Consider the following 15,994-nt stretch of genomic DNA (forward strand, 5'->3'; position numbering starts at 1 on the left):
GCGGGCCCGCCGGCAGCGGGCCGCCTTCCGGGCCCAGAGCCTGCCTGCGGGTGTGCGCTCCTGGGACAAGGAGGTGGCCGGCGCTCATCGGATCCCCTCGCGCTTCCCCTACCCGGTCGGTTCCGACGTCGCGGTCCTGCTGCACACCGGCGGGACGACCGGCACCCCCAAGGCGGCGATGCTCACGCACACCAATCTGCGGGCCAACACCAACCAGGCCATCGCCTGGGTGCCGATGCTGCACGAGGGCGGGGAGAACTTCCTGTGCCTGCTGCCCTTCTTCCACGCCTTCGGGCTGACCTTCAACCTCTTCTGCGCGGTGCAGAAGGCCGCCACCCAGGTGATGCTGCCCAAGTTCTCGGTGGATCAGGTGCTCGCCGCGCACCAGCGGCGCCCCTTCACCTTCTTCGTCGGTGTGCCGGTCATGTTCGAGCGGATCCTCGACGGCGCCCAGAAGCGGGGCACGAGCCTTGGCACCCTGCGCTACGGGGTGTGCGGGGCGGCCCCGATGCCGCTGGAGGTCGGGGCCCGGTGGGAGAAGGCGACCGGCGGCTTCTTCGTCGAGGGCTACGGCATGACTGAGACGAGTCCGATCGTCGCGGGCACGCCCATGGGGCCTTCGCGCCGACTGGGCGCGCTGGGACTGCCCTTCCCCTCCACGGACGTGCGCGTCGTGGACCCCGAGGCCCCTGACCCCGACCGGGAGGTTCCCGACGGCGAGCCGGGCGAGCTGCTGGTGCGCGGCCCGCAAGTCTTCGCCGGCTACTGGGAGGACGAGGCGGCCACGCAGGCCGCGATGCTGCCGGGCGGGTGGCTGCGTACGGGCGACATCGTGCGCAGGGAGGACTCCTTCCTGTGGATGGCCGACCGCAAGCGCGAGCTGATCCTCACCGGCGGCTTCAACGTCTACCCCAGCCAGGTCGAGGCGGCGATCCGCTCCCTGGAGGGCGTGGCCGACGTCGCCGTGGTGGGGCTGCCCGACGGCACCCGGGGAGAGCTCGTGTGCGCCGCCGTGGTTCTCGCGGAGGGGACCGCGCCGGGGTCGGTGACCCTGGAGGCGGTGCGGGAGCACGCCGAACGGACGGTCCCGCGTTACGCGCTGCCGCACCGCCTGGAGGTCATTGAGGAGATGCCGCGCTCCCAGATCGGCAAGATCCTGCGCCGTGTCGTGCGCGAGAGGGTGCTCGAAAGAACCGCGGGAGACGACTGATCGGCTGCGATAGAGGTCACCTCTGAGCCCGCCTTGAGGCTTATGGGGTCAGCGCCCGCTCCCAGGGCTCGACGTCGCCGGGGACCACCCGGAAGATCGGGTGCGCTTCAAGCCTCTCCGGCAGGGGCAGGAGCTCAGGGGCGCGCCCGACCAGTTTGGCCTGAAGGTGTCTGCGCTCCAGGTCCATCTGCCCCTCGGTGACCGTCAGGCTGACGCCGGCGCACTCCGCCTCGGGCACGTCGATGCGGGTGGCGTCGAAACGGTAGCCGCGCCGGACGGCCTCCTCGCGCAGCCCCCACAGGTAAGCGCCCACCGCCACCGCGGGAGTGAGCGGATCGGGGACGGCACGGAAACGGTCGAGCTGGGGGTGGTTGCGGTAACCCCGGGTGCGTCCGGCCAGGACCGCCTGGGCCAGCAGTGACTCGCGCCAGCAGGCCACCAGGCCCGCACGGTCCAGGTGTCGCGGGTGCAACGACCACATGCGCATGGCGGGCCCGCCCTGCCGGTTCTCAGAGCAGCCCGGAGGCGGCCAGGACCTCGCGCAGGGCGGCGACCTCGGCCTCCTCGGCGCGCACCAGGGGCAGGCGCAGGGCGGGGCTGGGCAGGCGTCCCTGAAGGTGTAGGGCCTCCTTGGCCATGACGGCTCCCTGCCCGCCGCCCATGATGGCGTGGACCAGGGGGCGCAGGCTCCGGGCGAGGGTGCGGGCGCTGGCCAGGTCGCCGGCGTCGACCGCGGCGATCATCTGGCGCCAGGAGTGGGCGTCGGCGTGGGCGGCCACGGAGATGACGCCGGAGGCGCCGTGGGTGAGCCAGGCGAAGTTGAGGCCGTCGTCGCCGGAGTAGTAATCCAGGCCGGTGGACTCCATGCGCCTGAAGCCCTGCTCAACGTCGCCGGTGGCGTCCTTGACGGCCTTGACGCGGGGGTTCTCGGCCAGGCGGGCCAGTGTGTCCTCGGTGATCCTCACGCCGGTGCGCCCGGGGATGTCGTAGACCATGACGGGCAGGTCGGTGGCTTCGACAACGGCGTTGATGTGCTGGTAGACGCCCTCCTGGCTGGGGCGGTTGTAGTAGGGGGCGTTGATGAGCAGGCCCTCGGCGCCGGCCTCCTGGGAGGCCACGCCGATGCGCACGGCGTGGGCGGTGTCGTTGGAGCCGGCACCGGCCATGATCATGGCGCGTCCGGCCAGGGCGTCCTTAACCTGGCGGATCAGCTCCTGCTTCTCGGGGGTGTGGGTGGTCGGGGACTCACCGGTGGTACCCGATAGGAGGATCAGGTCGGCGCCGTCGTCGACCAGGCTGACTGCCAGGGCGCGGGCGGCGTCGAAGTCCACCTCTCCACTGGGCTTGAAGGGGGTGACCATGGCGACGCCGACGGAACCGAAACTGCGGGAGGGGGCTGCGCTCATGGCGCCACCCTAACGCGCGCCGGGCGGTGGAAGATGCGTTCTCACGATCTGTCGCATAGCCGACGGCGTTGCCGGGCATGCCCAGGGACCCGGCAGGCCCATCCCTTAGGCTCGGGGGCATGACCTCCTCGCCCTCATCACCCTACGGCGGCACGGACGACTCGTTCTTGAACGCCGATCCGCTGGCGGGGCTCAACCCCGACCTGGACGCGCGCGCACCGCACCAGCACTCCCACGGCGCTCACGACCCGCATGACCACGACGGTCCCCAGATAGCAGGGGGCTTCGTGCGCCCTGCCCGGGTGGAGGACCTGACGGCGATCGGGCGGGTCCAGGCCGCCACCATGCTGGCCTCCCTGAAGGCGGGGCACGCCGCCGAGCACGGCGCGCCGCTGCCCGAGGGTGTGCGGGCGATGATCGCAGCGCCGGTCATCGCGGCGGGCTGGGAGACGGCGGTAGCTGAGCCGCCCTCGCCCGAGCACCACGTCCTGGTGGCAACCACCACCGGGGGTGATTCCACGGACAGGACGGTGGTGGGTCTGCTGGGCCTGGCCCCCACCCAGTCCATGGACGCCGAGGGCCACGTTGATGAGACCGGTGTGCATGCCGTCGAGGTCACGGCCCTCGGGGTGGAACCCGACAGCCAGCGCCGGGGACACGGTTCCAGGCTCCTGGCCGCGGCCGTGGACCTGGCCCGGCAGGATGGCGCCAAGGCACTGGTGGCCTGGGCGGTGCGTGGGGACGAGTCAGTGAGCCGGCTCCTGGCCTCGGTCGGCATGGCCCCTACCGGGGCCCACCGGGTGCTCGGCGTCGGCGAGGGCATCACCGAGGACTGCTGGGCGGCGTCGCTATAAGGCCGCGCCCGCCGCCCCAGGTATCCCGACGGCCTCCCGTTTCAGAGGTCGAGCAGGGCGTCCAGTCCGATGGTCAGGCCGGGCCGGTTGGAGACCTGCCGCACGGCGAGGACCACGCCGGGCATGAAGGAGACCCGGTCGAAGGAGTCGGTGCGGATCGTCAGCTGCTCGCCGGGGTTGCCGAGCACGACCTCCTCGTGGGCGGTCAGCCCCCGCAGGCGCACGGCGTGGACGTGGACGCCGTCGACGAGCGCCCCGCGAGCGCCGTCGGGATCGGTCTGGGTGGCATCCGGCATGGCACCCAGGCCCGCCTCGGCGCGGGCGGCGGCAATGCCCTGGGCGGTGGCGACCGCGGTGCCCGAGGGCGCGTCGACCTTATTCGGGTGGTGGAGCTCGATGACCTCGGCGGACTCGAAGTAGGGGGCGGCCTTGGCGGCCAGGCTCATGGCCAGCACGGCGGACAGGGCGAAGTTCGGGGCGATGAGGACGCTGCGGCCCGCGGCCTCAGGGCGGGCCAGGTGCTCACGGACGCGCCCGTAGGACTCCTCGTTCCAGCCAGTGGTACCGACGACGACGTCCACCCCGGCATCGAGGAGGGCGTGGACATTGGCCTCGGTGACGCTGGGGACGGTGAAATCGACGGCGACCTCGGCGCCGGCCAGGTGCTCGGCGTCGAGGGGGTCGCCCACGTCCAGGCGGGCCACGAGATCGAGGCCCTCGGCGTCCTGGACCGCCTGGCAGACGGTCGATCCCATGCGCCCGGCGGCGCCTGTCACTGCAACACGGATGGTCATGGCGCTAGCCTATCCGGGTGGCGCCACAGGACACGATGAGGGGGCAGCGCCCGGCCTGGGAGTGTGGTTGTGCCGCATCGGGCGCGTGCTCGCCGTCACGGCGGGCTCCCTGCTGCTCATCGTTAAGCTACAGGTGACAGACCGCCGTGGCGACCTTGTTGACTGTGCCTATGCCGACTGCTGGCCCGCGGTGCGGCTCCCACCCACCCTCTTCCTCGTGCTGAGCACTGCCCTGGCCTGCGACATCCTCGCCTTCTGCCAGACACTGGCGCTTGCCCGCACCCCGGCCCGACAGTGGGAGCCCAGGACCCTGCGCCTGCTGAGCATCCCCGCCGTCATCGCCCGCCACGCCCGACGCACCGTACCGCGCAGGCTCTCGCCCGCGACGCCGAGCGGCGACTGACGACCATGTGGGGTGAGCCGCCCCGGTGGAACGAGGACGGCGCATCGTGGGTCGAGCGCGTCACCCGCCCCCGGATCGACGCCGACTCGCGCGTGGTCGAAGCGACCGCGCAGCAACAGGCCGCTGCGAAAGCCGTGCGCAAGGCGCTGGAACCCGACGACCTGCCGCGCCTGCGCATGTATGCCCGCATCTTCGGCACGGATGCGGTGGCGAAGAACCAGGCCGCCCACCTCGACGCCCGCCCGCATCGGAACGTTGAGGACGCGACCCGCACAGCAAACCGAGCCCACGCCGAAATCGAGGCGTTACGCGCACTCACCCCCACCGAGGCACTTCGACGCATCAAGCAGTCCCGTGCCATCGAGCAGACGCAGCGCGATGCCACCGACCGCGCTGTCGAGGAACGTCACCGCCAGCTCCAATCCTCGCGCGCCCTGACTCAAGCCCGCGGCCCGCGCTATGGCGGGCCGTCCCTGGACAGGTGATCGCAGCACCAGCGTGCTCGTAGATTCCGAACTCAAAGGTGCATAGTCATCTAGGTGTGCGGTAGACTATGTAGCATGGAGTTGAAGCACGCGATCCTCGGGCTGCTGTCGATCCGTTCCGCGAGTGGTTACGACCTGGCGCGTGCGTTCGCAGGTTCGGTGTCGCACTTCTGGCACGCCGACCGGTCGCAGATCTATCGGACGCTGGACCGGCTGAGCGGGGCGGGGGCGATCACGACAGAGGTGGTGCGACAGGACGGCAAGCCCGACCGCAAGGTGCACTCCCTGACCGACACCGGACGCGCGGAGCTGACCGACTGGCTGTCGTCTCCGGTGGAGGAGGACCTTCCCAAGGAGCCGTTCCTCGCCCGGCTGTTCTTTGCCGCCCTGATCGGCCGGGAAGGGGTGGAGAGGATCCTCGATGAGCGGGAGCGTCAGATGAACGAGACGTTGACCACGTTGTCCTCGCTCTCGACCAGCTCCGATGACCTGACGGGGCTGTTGCACACGGCGACCCTGCGCAATGGCCTGATCCACGCCGAGGCCGAACGGGAGTGGCTGCGCGAGACGCGCCAGCTGCTCGGACTCGCCGAGCCGACCGAGAACTCTCAGGAGTGACCGCGACCAGGAAGAGCCCTACCAGCACGTACCCGGCCGAGCACGGCCCACGATCTGAGGAGCGAATGATGGATACCGCGACTCCACCTCTGGCTGTCGATGCCCGGCACCTGGTCAAGCGGTACAGGAGCACGACGGCGGGCACCCCTGGACCACGGCATCGGCGCGCATGTGCTCGCAATGCAGAGGCTCGACGAGAGGAAACCGCATGACCGCCATCGCTCTTGTCGTCGCGCTCGCGCTGCTGGCGGCGCTCGCCGTCATGCAGATCCTCGCCGCGTCGGGCCTCCCCTTAGGTCGTTTCGGGTGGGGCGGCCAGCACCGCGTTCTGCCGCGCGGGCTCCGCATCGCCAGTGCGGCGTCGGTGCTGGTGTACGCGGGGTTGGCGGCCCTGCTGCTCAGCCGTGCGGGTGTCCTCCCGGACGGAGACAGTACAGCGGTGATCGTCTTGACCTGGGTGGTGTTCGCGTTCTTCGCCGCGAGCGTGGCGCTCAACGCGCTCTCGCGCAGCCCCGCCGAACGCTGGACGATGGCACCGACCAGCCTCCTGCTGGCAGCAGCAACGCTCGTCATCGCCCTGGGCGGAGGATAACGGTGTGCTCGTAGTGGCCTCCTGTATGGGGGTCCATCCAGATGAATCGAGGCGTTCGGCGTCTTGTGGGTCGAGGGCGCGTGTGGTCAGTCTGTGCGAACGAGGCTGAGGTCGTCGGGGTCTGGGCTGAAGATCTCCTCGATCGGAGCATCGAACACTGCCGATAAAGGACCATCCCGAGGTCCTGCCACCACGCCCACGGGTCGGTATCGCTGCGGTGACCAGCGACGCCGAGATCATCACCCTGGCGGTGGTGCAGGCACTGCTGGGCTACACCAGTGAGACCCGCTGGATACGCCACCTCAGGACGGATACCAACCTACCAACCTGCGCGCCATGTTCCCCCGGGTACCAGGCCAGTCGGGCTACAACAAGCGCGTCCACTCACTGACTGCCACCATGACCTGGGTGTGCGCCGCCCTGCGTCAAGGTTCGCGCGTCCATGACGACACCGCCTGGCTGGCTGGTCGACTCCACCCCTATCGAGTGCGCCCGCTCCCGACCCACCGTGATGCGCTCAGCCCTGGCGGGAAGGGCCCAGTACGGGTACTGCGCCTCCCGCTCACGCTTCTTCTGGGGCCTGCGCCTGCACCTGGTGTGCACCACCCACGGTCTTCCAGTGGGCTGGGCCCTGACAGCCGCTATCTGGCACAACAGCCTCACAGCGCGCCTGTCCTACGATCCTTAACCCCCTACGACCACCACCCCACCCCCTGGACTTACTCATCTAGCGACTCACCCGTCCACCGCGGGGGCCGTCTTACCCGCCGTGCCCCAGCAGACCGGGGCGGATGAGCTCGAGCCAACGCCGACGGACCTCGGCGGAGCCGTCGCCGGGGTAGAAGACCATGAGGACGTAGAGGTCGGAGACGGTGAGGTCTCGTCGCAGCCGGCCGCTCGCCCGCCCCTCCTCGATGAGGCGCCCCAACGCCTCGATGGCGCGATTCTCCGGCTCGGCGCACTCCACCTCCACCCCCAGCGCCCGAGCAACAGTCTTGACGGCATGGCTCCGGGAGATCATCTCCAGGGCCCGTTCCAGGAAGCCCAGGAGCTCCTGGGCGGCGTCGGACCGGCCGGCCTCGACGCGCTCCCAGGCGCCTTGAGCGTCATCGGCCAGGGCCTCGACGTACTCATTGACGACCGCCGCAAGCAGGTCCGCCTTGTTGGGAAAGTGCCGGTAGAGCGTTCCTACGGCGACGCCGGCCGCGCGCGAGATCTCCCCCATGGCGACCTCCGTGCCCTTCTCGGTGACCAACTGCTTGGCGGCCTTCAAGATGGCGGTCCGGTTGCGCACCGCGTCGGCACGCCTTGACGAGCGCTCCGAGGTCGTGCCGCTCACCTCCGTCACCGTCCCGGTCCGCTCAACCGCGTCATGGGTAACCCGAGCCATCCTTCTCCCTTCCCTCAGGCCTGCCCGATACCGTGCCGAGCATCTCACTTGCACAAACATGAATCTATATTCATGATATTACCTGAACGACGATTCATGTTAACGAGAGGACACCTCAGACGATGACCACCACCACGCCCGCCCAGGCCCCCACGACCTCCACCGAGAGCTCTTCGGAGAACACCGCAGACCACGGCACGACCCGCACCGCGCTCGTCACCGGCGCCTCCTCCGGCATCGGCGAGGACACCGCCCGCAAGCTCCAGGCACTGGGCTACATCGTCTACGGAGCGGCCCGCCGCACCGACCGCCTTCGGGCACTGACCGCCGACGACATCCGCCCGCTGGCCATGGACGTCACCGACGACGCCTCCATGACCGCCGGCGTGAACCGCATCCTGGAGGAGACCGGACGCATCGACGTCCTGGTCAACAACGCCGGCTACGGCTCCTACGGGGCCATCGAGGACGTCCCGATCGACGAGGCCCACCGCCAGTTCGAGGTCAACGTCTTCGGGCTGGCCCGCCTCACCCAGCTCATCACCCCGCACATGCGCACCCAGGGCTCGGGCACCATCATCAACATCTCCTCCATGGGCGGGAAGCTGACCACACCGCTGGGCGGCTGGTACCACGCCACCAAGTACGCCGTCGAGGCGCTGAGCGATGCCCTGCGTATGGAGTTGCGTCCCTTCGGGATCGACGTCGTCGTGGTCGAGCCCGGCGGCATCCGCACCGAGTGGGCATCGATCGCCGCCGACCACCTGGAGGCCACGGCCGAGGGCAGCGCCTACGCCGATCAGATCAGGGCCGTGGCCGGAGCCATGCGCAGCGACTCGAACCGGCGGCGCTACTCCCCGCCGGAGGTCATCGCCCGCACCGTCGGAAAGATCGTCACCGCCCGTCATCCCCGGACCCGTTACGCCGTGGGCTTCATGGCCAAGCCGCTCATCGCCGCACGCCGGGTCCTGCCCGACCGCGCCTTCGACCAGCTCATCGGTGCCGCCTTCGGCTTCCGTCGCTGACCGGAGGCACACACGAGCCTGTCGGCCCCATCGGTTGTCAGCTGCCATCAGTCGACCGGGCCCACGAGGATGCGGGCGCGCTTGTGCTCCACCAGCCAGGCGGCCATCTCCCGGACCTCCTCGGGGGTGACGGCCTCCAGGCGGCGCAGGTTGTCCTCCATGGAGCGCAGGCGCCCGGTGACGACCTCGGCCCGCCCCAGACGACCCATGCGCGCCAGGGAGTCCTCTCCCCCGAGCACCATGGCCCCGCGCAGCTGGCCGCGGGCGCGCATCATCTCCCGCTCGGTGACGCCGTGCTCGGCGAGCTTCTCGAACTCGCTGATCATGACGGCGCACACCTCGTCGACGTCGCCGGGGGCGCAACCCGCGTAGAGCCCGAAGGCGCCGGCACCGGCGTAGGAGGTGTCGAAGGCGTAGGTGGTGTAGGCCAGGCCCCGCTTCTCGCGCACCTCCTGGAACAGGCGCGAGGACATGCCACCGCCCAGGATGGTGGTGAGCACGCTCATGGCCCAGCGCCGCTCGTCGCGCACGGCGATGCCTTGGCAGGTCAGGTACAGGTGAGTCTGCTCGCTCTCACGCGGGACGGTGATGTCGTGGACGTCCAGTGCCGTGAAGGGCTCGATCTCGAAGCGGCGCTCGCGCGGGACGGCGTCGGGTGAGGCGTCCCAGCCGGCCGCGGCCAGGTCGGCCAGGACCCGCTCACAGACCTCGTCGTGGTCGACGGCGCCGGCGGCGGCCACCACGAGGGTGTCGGAGGCGTAGGTGCGCCTGTAGTGCTCCCACACGGCGTCGCGTGGAACCGCGGTGACGGTCTCGTTGGTGCCGCCGATGGGTCGGCCCAACGGCGTGTCCTCACCGAAGGCGGCACGGGCGAAGGCCTCCTGGGCGACGTCGGCGGGATCGTCGGCGGCGTCGGCCAGCTCGGAGACGATGACGCCGCGCTCGGTCTCGACGTCGCTCGGCTCCAGGAGGGAGGAGGTCACCATGTCGGCGAGCACGTCGAGGGCCGCCATACCGTCGGGGGCGAGCACACGGGCGTAGTAGGAGGTGTGCTCCTTGGAGGTGGCGGCGTTGGACTCCCCGCCGATCATGTCGAAGGCCTCAGCGATACCATGGGCGTCGCGCGTGGCAGTGCCCTTGAACAGGAGGTGCTCCAGGAAGTGGGTGGAGCCCTCCTGGCCGGGCGCCTCGTCGCGGCTCCCGACGCCGAACCACATGCCGATCGAGGCCGAGCGCAGCCCCGGCACGGACTCGGTGATGACCCGCACCCCACCGGGCAGGACGGAGCGGCGGGTGAGTGCCCCGTCGTCGTGCAGGGTGAGCTCGGTGCCGTCACGGCCGGGCCGCCCGCGCCTGAGCTCCTCCTCGGTGTAGTCGGTCGGGCGCAGGGGCTCCCCTGTCGTCAGGTTCACGGAGGTGGCTGCCGAGGACGTGAAGGTCGCCGGCCGGGCTGAGTCGGCTCGCGTGTCTGGGTTGGTCACCCGCGAAGACTAGCGGGGAGGTGGGCCCAATGTCGTTTCCGCAGCCCACCACGCTCTGCCGCGCGCAGCGAACGCGCCGCCCCGACGACGGTGTCCCCGCCCGGCCCAGCGGACCGAGCGGGGACACCTCAGACATGCGTCAGCCGGCTAACACCGGAGAGCGGGCCTCACTCCTCCTCGGAGGAGTCGGTGCTGCGCATGCGACGCCGGCGCGGGCGGCGCTCACGGCGGGGCTGCTCACCGTCACCGTCCCTGCTCTCACGGCCCTCGCGCTCGCGACGCGGACCGTTGTCACGGGTGGCCTTGCGGGCGGCCTCGCCCTCGGCCTCGGCGGCGAGCTGCTCGTCGGTGAGGACCGCGTGCAGGCTCAGCTTGCCACGCTGGTCGATCTCAGCCAGCTCGACCTGGACCTTGTCACCTACGTTCAGGACGTCCTCGACGTTCTCCACGCGCTTGCCGCCGACGAGCCTGCGGATCTGGGAGATGTGAAGCAGGCCGTCCTTCCCGGGGGTCAGCGAGACGAAGGCGCCGAAGGTCGTGGTCTTGACCACGGTGCCCACGAAGCGCTCGCCGATCTCGGGCATCTGCGGGTTGGCGATGGCGTTGACGGCGTCCCGGGCCGCCTCGGCGGAGGGGCCGTCGGAGGCGCCGATGTAGACGGTGCCGTCGTCCTCGACCGTGAGGTCCGCTCCGGTGTCCTCCTGGATCTGGTTGATCATCTTGCCCTTGGGGCCGATGACCTCACCGATCTTGTCCACCGGGATGCGCACGGCCAGGACGCGCGGGGCCGTGGGGGCCATCTCGTCGGGGGCGTCGATGGCCTGGGCCAGGACGTCGAGGATGAACAGGCGGGCGTCACGGGCCTGGCCGAGCGCGCCGGCCAGCACCTCGGAGGGCAGGCCGTCGAGCTTGGTGTCCAGCTGGAGGGCCGTGATGAAGTCACGGGTTCCGGCGACCTTGAAGTCCATGTCCCCGAAGGCGTCCTCGGAGCCGAGGATGTCGGTGAGGGTGGCCCACTTGGTCTCGCCGTCGATGACCTCGTGCATAAGGCCCATGGCGATACCGGCCACGGGCGCGCGCAGCGGCACACCGGCGTTGAGCAGGGACAGGGTGGAGGCGCACACCGAGCCCATGGAGGTCGAGCCGTTGGAGCCCAGGGCCTCGGAGACCTGGCGGATCGCGTAGGGGAAGTCCTCGCGGGCGGGCAGGACGGGCACGAGGGCCCGCTCGGCCAGGTTTCCGTGGCCGATCTCGCGGCGCTTGGGGGCGCCCACGCGGCCGGTCTCGCCGGTGGAGAAGGGCGGGAAGTTGTAGTTGTGCATGTAGCGCTTGTGGGTGACCGGGGAGAGGTCGTCCACCTGCTGCTCCATGCGCAGCATGTTGAGGGTCGTCACGCCCAGGATCTGGGTCTCGCCGCGCTCGAAGATGGCCGAGCCGTGCACGCGGGGCAGGACCTCGACCTCGGCGGCCAGGGTGCGGATGTCCTTCAGGCCGCGCCCGTCCATGCGCACGCCCTCGGTGAGGGTGCGGTGGCGCACGAGCTTCTTGGTCACGGAGCGGAAGGCGGCCTTGAGGGCCTTGGTGTCCTCCTCGGCGGGGAAGGACTCGGCGAGCTCGGCCAGGACCTCGTCGCGCACGGCGTCGGTGGCCAGGTCGCGGGCCTGCTTGCCCTCGGTGGCGATGGCCCCGGCCAGACCGTGGGCCTCGGCCGCCTTCTCGACGGCGTCGTACTGCTCGTCGGAGTAGTCCAGGTAGAGGGGGAACTCGGCGGTGGGCTTCGAGGCGTGCCGGGCGACCTCGAGCTGGGCCTCGCACAGGGCCTTGATGTGAGGCTTGGCGGCCTCCAGGCCCTCGGCGACGACGGCCTCGGTGGGGGCCACGGCCCCGGCGTTGATGAGCTCCCAGGAGTGCTCGGTGGCGCCGGCCTCGACCATCATGATGGCGACGTCGCCGGACTCCAGGACACGGCCGGCCACGACCATCTGGAAGGTGGCGCGCTGCTGCTCGGAGTAGCGGGGGAAGGCCACCCAGTGCCCGTCGATGAGGGCCAGGCGGGTGCCGGCCACAGGCCCGGAGAAGGGCAGGCCGGCGATCTGGGTGGACATCGAGGCGGCGTTGATGGCCAGGACGTCGTAGTCGTCGTCGGGGTGGATGGCCAGGACGGTCTCGACGACCTGGACCTCGTTGCGCAGGCCCTTGACGAAGGAGGGACGAAGCGGGCGGTCGATGAGGCGGCAGGCCAGGATGGCGGCGGTGCCGGCGCGGCCCTCGCGGCGGAAGAAGGAGCCGGGGATGCGGCCGGCGGCGTACTGGCGCTCCTCGACGTCCACGGTCAGGGGGAAGAAGTCGAACTGGTCCTTGGGGTGCTTGCCCACGGTGGTGGCGGACAGGACGACGGTCTCGCCGTCGAGGTAGGCCATGGCGCTTCCGGCGGCCTGCTTGGCCAGGCGGCCCGTCTCGAAGCGCACCACGCGCTTGCCGAAGGAGCCGTTGTCGATCACTGCCTCGGCAGCGGTGACCTCGGGGTCATCAATGAACATGAAGTCTCTTTCTCGCGATCGTCATGCCGGTCCGTGGCCTTCGATCGAGGCCCACGGAGCCGAGTCCTGCCACGCGCAGATCTCCCCGATCCGACGGCGTGGGTGCGGTTCCGGAGGCCACCACCGAAAACCGACGGGGCCGGCCGCTCTCCGGGTCTCTTCCCGGAGGCCGGACTGCGGTCCTCGTGCTTCTCACCGGCGCTCACACCGGGAACGCACCAAGGGCGCAGCCGCGCAGATTCTATCGTGCGCGGCCTCATGATGCCGATGAGCACCGCCGGGCGCCACGTGAGATGAGACGCGCAGGACCCCCGATTCTGGATCACACCTGCTCCACCGTGGCAAAGTACAAGGCAATGACAGAAGCAGAGTCTCTGTCTTCATCTCTCTTCAGGAGCGTCAACGATGACCCACCGCATGATCTTCAACCAGACCGGCTACTTCGGCAGGGGCGCGATCGCCCATATCGCCCCCGAGATCGCCCGCCGGGGCCTGACCAAGGCCTTCATCGTCACCGACCCGGTCCTGGCCGACAACGGCACCGCGGCCCGCATCACCGACCTGCTCGACGAGGCCGGCATCGGCTGGGAGGTCTTCTCCGACGTCGCCCCCAATCCGCCGATCGAGAAGGTCCAGGCCGGTCTGGCAGCCTTCCGCGCCTCGGGCGCCGAGGTGCTCATCGGCCTGGGCGGGGGCTCGCCCCAGGACACGTGCAAGGCGATCTCGGTCATCGCGACCAACCCCGACTTCGAGGACGTGCTGAGCCTGGAGGGCCTATCCCCCACCACTCGCCCGGGCGTGCCGATCATCGGCGTGCCCACGACGGCGGGGACGGCCAGCGAGACCACCATCAACTACGTCATCACCGACACCGCCAAGCAGCGCAAGTTCGTGTGTGTCGACCCCCACGACATCCCGGTCCTGGCCATCGTGGACCCCGACCTCATGGACGGCATGCCCCGCTCGCTCAAGGTCGCCACCGGGCTGGATGCTCTCACCCACGCCATCGAGGGATACATCACACCAGGTGCGTGGGAGCTCTCCGACGCCCTGTGCCTGCGCTCCATCCAGATGATCGCGGCTAATCTGCGGGCCGCTGCCGACGGGGACGCCGACGCCGTCGAGCAGATGGGCCTGGCCGCCTACATCAACGGCATGGCCTACTCCAACGTCGGGCTCGGCCTGGTCCACGGAATGGCCCACCCGCTGGGCGGGCGCTACAACGCCCCGCACGGGGTGGCCAACGGGATCCTCCTGGCACCGGTCATGGCCTTCAACGCTGAGCACACCGGGGAGAAGTACCGCGACATCGCCGAGGCCTTCGGGGTCGAGGGCGCCCGGACGATGCCGCTCGAGGAGGCCCGTGCAGCGGCCGTGGAGGCAGTGGCCCAGCTGACGCGGGACCTGGGCAACCCCACGCGGATCTCCGAGGTCGGGGTGGGGGCCGACGGCATCGAGGCCCTGACTGATGACGCCTTCGCCGACGTGTGCACACCGGGCAACCCACGACCCGCAACTCGCGAGGACATCAAGGCGCTCTACACCTCGCTGCTCTGAGGACGGGCGAAGCGCCCCCTTGAACGCGATGCGGCCCAGCCCCCTCCTGGGGACCGGGCCACATGGCTCGAGGCTGTCAGCGCGCTCAGCGGCGGATGCCGAGGCGGGCGATGAGAGCACGGTAGCGCTCGATGTCTTCCTTCATGAGGTAGTCGAGCAGGCGGCGGCGCTTACCGATGAGCAGGTAGAGGCCGCGACGCGAGTGGTGGTCGTGGGTGTGGCCCTTGAAGTGCTCGGTGAGGTTGGAGATGCGCTCGGTGAGGATGGCGACCTGGACCTCCGGGGAGCCCGTGTCACCCTCGTGGGTGGCGTACTCGGCGATGATCTCTTGCTTGCGCTCGGGGGTAACCGACATGCGGACTCCTTCGGGTCTCGTTGCACGGAGCGCCGGGGCAGGTTCTCCCGGGCATGAGGCATCCGTGGCCGATCGACGGCCCGTCAACCCTACCAGCGCCGTATCCCTCCGATCACACCGGAGGCTGTGTGAACCGGCACAATTCCTGGGCATCCGAGGCAGAAGAACCGGCGCACGACGGCGCTGCCCCGGCATCGAGCAGGCACCCCGGCTCAGCGGCCGAGCCACTGCTAATGCGCGGTAACGTCCTCGGGACGGATCGGCTCGGGAACCGGGACGTCCAGGATCCGGGCGGTGTCCTCAATATCGGCACGCATCTGGACCAGCAACGGGCCCAGTCCGTCGAAGGCGAGCATGGGGCGCAGGCGCTCGACGAGCTCGACCCCGACCTCCTCGTCGTACAGGTTGAGATCGGCGCGACCCAGCACGTGAGCCTCGACCGTGCGCTGCGGGACGTCATCGAATGTGGGGTTGGTGCCGATCGAGATGGCGGCGGGCAGCCGCTGCCCCTCCTCGTCCGTGCCGCCGCCACGTACCAGCCAGCCGGCATAGACACCGTCGGGCGGCACGACGCCGGCAGTGGCCGCCTCCAGGTTGGCGGTGGGGAAACCGAGCTCGCGCCCACGCCCCAGGCCCCGCACAACGACCCCGCGCAGTCGATGGGGGCGACCCAGAACCTGGCTGGCTCGCCTCATGTCTCCGTCCTTGAGGCACTGGCGGATCCAGGTCGACGACCAACGCCGCCCCTCGTCCGAGCCGATCTTGGAGACGATCTCCACCTCGAAGCCGTCAGTGCGGCCGATCTGCTCCAAGGTGGTGGCATCCCCTGAGTTATGGCATCCGAAGCGCACATCGTCCCCGACGACGACTGCCCGGGCGCCGAGCAGTCCCTCCAGCCAGGTGCGGACGAATTCCTGCGGGCCCTGGGAGGCGAAGTCGAGAGTGTAGGTGATGACCAGGACCGCATCGAGGCCGAGGTCCCTCAACGAGGCCAGGCGGTCGGTCAAGGAGGCAATGAGGGGCAGGTCCACCTCTGGCTGGTGGACGCTGCGGGGGTGAGGATCGAAGGTGACCGCCACGGCCAAGGGGCGCTCACCGTCACCGGCAAGGTCGCGTGAGAACTCGACGACGCGCCCCAGAACCGCCTGGTGTCCGCGGTGGACGCCGTCGAAGATTCCCATGGTGACCACGGTGCCCACTCCACCCGGTGCGCTCAGGCTCCTTGGCACCTGCTCGGCGCCGTACCAAACCTCCACTGCCCCTGCCCTCGTCTTCTCGCGGGGC

The 15,994-nt window shown here is 70.1% G+C and carries 17 protein-coding genes; 9 read left to right on the plus strand and 8 right to left on the minus strand.

What is annotated here, in order from left to right; genetic code table 11:
* The coding region (locus RWR81_RS07390) for an AMP-binding protein (protein WP_314456408.1) at positions 1–1,210 on the plus strand (1,210 nt) is incomplete at its 5' end.
* A gap of 40 nt (positions 1,211–1,250) precedes the next feature.
* Here RWR81_RS07390 and RWR81_RS07395 read toward each other — a convergent pair.
* Positions 1,251–1,697: a pyrimidine dimer DNA glycosylase/endonuclease V gene (locus RWR81_RS07395; protein ID WP_314456410.1), complete on the minus strand. Its 447-nt coding sequence runs from the start codon at positions 1,695–1,697 to the stop codon at positions 1,251–1,253.
* Positions 1,698–1,719: 22 nt separating this feature from the next.
* On the minus strand, positions 1,720–2,616 hold the full coding sequence (gene dapA, locus RWR81_RS07400; protein WP_314456412.1) for a 4-hydroxy-tetrahydrodipicolinate synthase: 897 nt from the start codon (positions 2,614–2,616) through the stop codon (positions 1,720–1,722).
* 119 nt (positions 2,617–2,735) lie between these two features.
* Here dapA and RWR81_RS07405 point away from each other — a divergent pair, with 119 nt between their 5' ends.
* Positions 2,736–3,470 carry a GNAT family N-acetyltransferase gene (locus RWR81_RS07405; RefSeq protein ID WP_314456413.1) on the plus strand — a complete coding sequence of 245 codons (735 nt, stop codon included), beginning with the start codon at positions 2,736–2,738 and terminating at the stop codon, positions 3,468–3,470.
* Positions 3,471–3,511: 41 nt separating this feature from the next.
* Here RWR81_RS07405 and dapB read toward each other — a convergent pair whose 3' ends face one another.
* The gene (gene dapB / locus RWR81_RS07410; RefSeq protein WP_314456415.1) at positions 3,512–4,264 is read right to left on the minus strand and encodes a 4-hydroxy-tetrahydrodipicolinate reductase; all 753 of its coding nucleotides are present in this window, start codon (positions 4,262–4,264) and stop codon (positions 3,512–3,514) included.
* Here dapB and RWR81_RS07415 point away from each other — a divergent pair.
* From RWR81_RS07415 to RWR81_RS07435, 5 genes are all read left to right on the plus strand, one after another.
* Complete coding sequence (locus RWR81_RS07415; RefSeq protein WP_314456417.1) at positions 4,263–4,667, plus strand: hypothetical protein; 405 nt, start codon at positions 4,263–4,265, stop codon at positions 4,665–4,667. The genes dapB and RWR81_RS07415 overlap by 2 nt on opposite strands.
* Positions 4,668–4,672: 5 nt before the next feature.
* Positions 4,673–5,152: a hypothetical protein gene (locus RWR81_RS07420; protein WP_314456418.1), complete on the plus strand. Its 480-nt coding sequence runs from the start codon at positions 4,673–4,675 to the stop codon at positions 5,150–5,152.
* 75 nt (positions 5,153–5,227) lie between these two features.
* Positions 5,228–5,770 carry a PadR family transcriptional regulator gene (locus tag RWR81_RS07425; protein ID WP_314456420.1) on the plus strand — a complete coding sequence of 181 codons (543 nt, stop codon included), beginning with the start codon at positions 5,228–5,230 and terminating at the stop codon, positions 5,768–5,770.
* Between the two features lie 208 nt (positions 5,771–5,978).
* Complete coding sequence (locus tag RWR81_RS07430) at positions 5,979–6,362, plus strand: hypothetical protein (RefSeq protein WP_314456422.1); 384 nt, start codon at positions 5,979–5,981, stop codon at positions 6,360–6,362.
* 442 nt (positions 6,363–6,804) lie between these two features.
* Positions 6,805–7,050 carry a hypothetical protein gene (locus RWR81_RS07435; protein ID WP_314456423.1) on the plus strand — a complete coding sequence of 82 codons (246 nt, stop codon included), beginning with the start codon at positions 6,805–6,807 and terminating at the stop codon, positions 7,048–7,050.
* A gap of 72 nt (positions 7,051–7,122) precedes the next feature.
* On the opposite strand, the gene RWR81_RS07440 is transcribed toward RWR81_RS07435, so the two are convergent.
* Positions 7,123–7,752: a TetR family transcriptional regulator gene (locus RWR81_RS07440; protein WP_314456425.1), complete on the minus strand. Its 630-nt coding sequence runs from the start codon at positions 7,750–7,752 to the stop codon at positions 7,123–7,125.
* A 122-nt stretch (positions 7,753–7,874) separates the two neighbouring features.
* Here RWR81_RS07440 and RWR81_RS07445 point away from each other — a divergent pair, with 122 nt between their 5' ends.
* Positions 7,875–8,777, plus strand: coding sequence for an oxidoreductase (locus tag RWR81_RS07445; RefSeq protein ID WP_314456427.1), 903 nt, complete (start codon positions 7,875–7,877; stop codon positions 8,775–8,777).
* 47 nt (positions 8,778–8,824) lie between these two features.
* Here the strand turns inward: RWR81_RS07445 and RWR81_RS07450 are convergent, their stop codons facing one another.
* Together RWR81_RS07450 and RWR81_RS07455 are read right to left on the minus strand one after the other, a co-directional pair.
* The gene (locus RWR81_RS07450; protein ID WP_399498193.1) at positions 8,825–10,258 is read right to left on the minus strand and encodes a M16 family metallopeptidase; all 1,434 of its coding nucleotides are present in this window, start codon (positions 10,256–10,258) and stop codon (positions 8,825–8,827) included.
* A 167-nt stretch (positions 10,259–10,425) separates the two neighbouring features.
* Complete coding sequence (locus RWR81_RS07455; protein ID WP_314456429.1) at positions 10,426–12,798, minus strand: polyribonucleotide nucleotidyltransferase; 2,373 nt, start codon at positions 12,796–12,798, stop codon at positions 10,426–10,428.
* A gap of 405 nt (positions 12,799–13,203) precedes the next feature.
* On the opposite strand from RWR81_RS07455, the gene fucO reads away from it, so the two are divergent.
* Positions 13,204–14,355: a lactaldehyde reductase gene (gene fucO / locus RWR81_RS07460; protein ID WP_314456431.1), complete on the plus strand. Its 1,152-nt coding sequence runs from the start codon at positions 13,204–13,206 to the stop codon at positions 14,353–14,355.
* Positions 14,356–14,440: 85 nt separating this feature from the next.
* Here fucO and rpsO read toward each other — a convergent pair whose 3' ends face one another.
* Positions 14,441–14,710 (minus strand): 30S ribosomal protein S15, encoded by a 270-nt coding sequence (gene rpsO / locus RWR81_RS07465; RefSeq protein ID WP_009232134.1) that lies wholly within the window; start codon positions 14,708–14,710, stop codon positions 14,441–14,443.
* 230 nt (positions 14,711–14,940) lie between these two features.
* Positions 14,941–15,966, minus strand: a complete 1,026-nt coding sequence (locus RWR81_RS07470; RefSeq protein ID WP_314456433.1) for a bifunctional riboflavin kinase/FAD synthetase — start codon at positions 15,964–15,966, stop codon at positions 14,941–14,943.
* Positions 15,967–15,994 lie beyond the last annotated feature (28 nt).

This window comes from uncultured Actinomyces sp. (genome assembly GCF_963526355.1).
Lineage (GTDB): Bacteria > Actinomycetota > Actinomycetes > Actinomycetales > Actinomycetaceae > Actinomyces.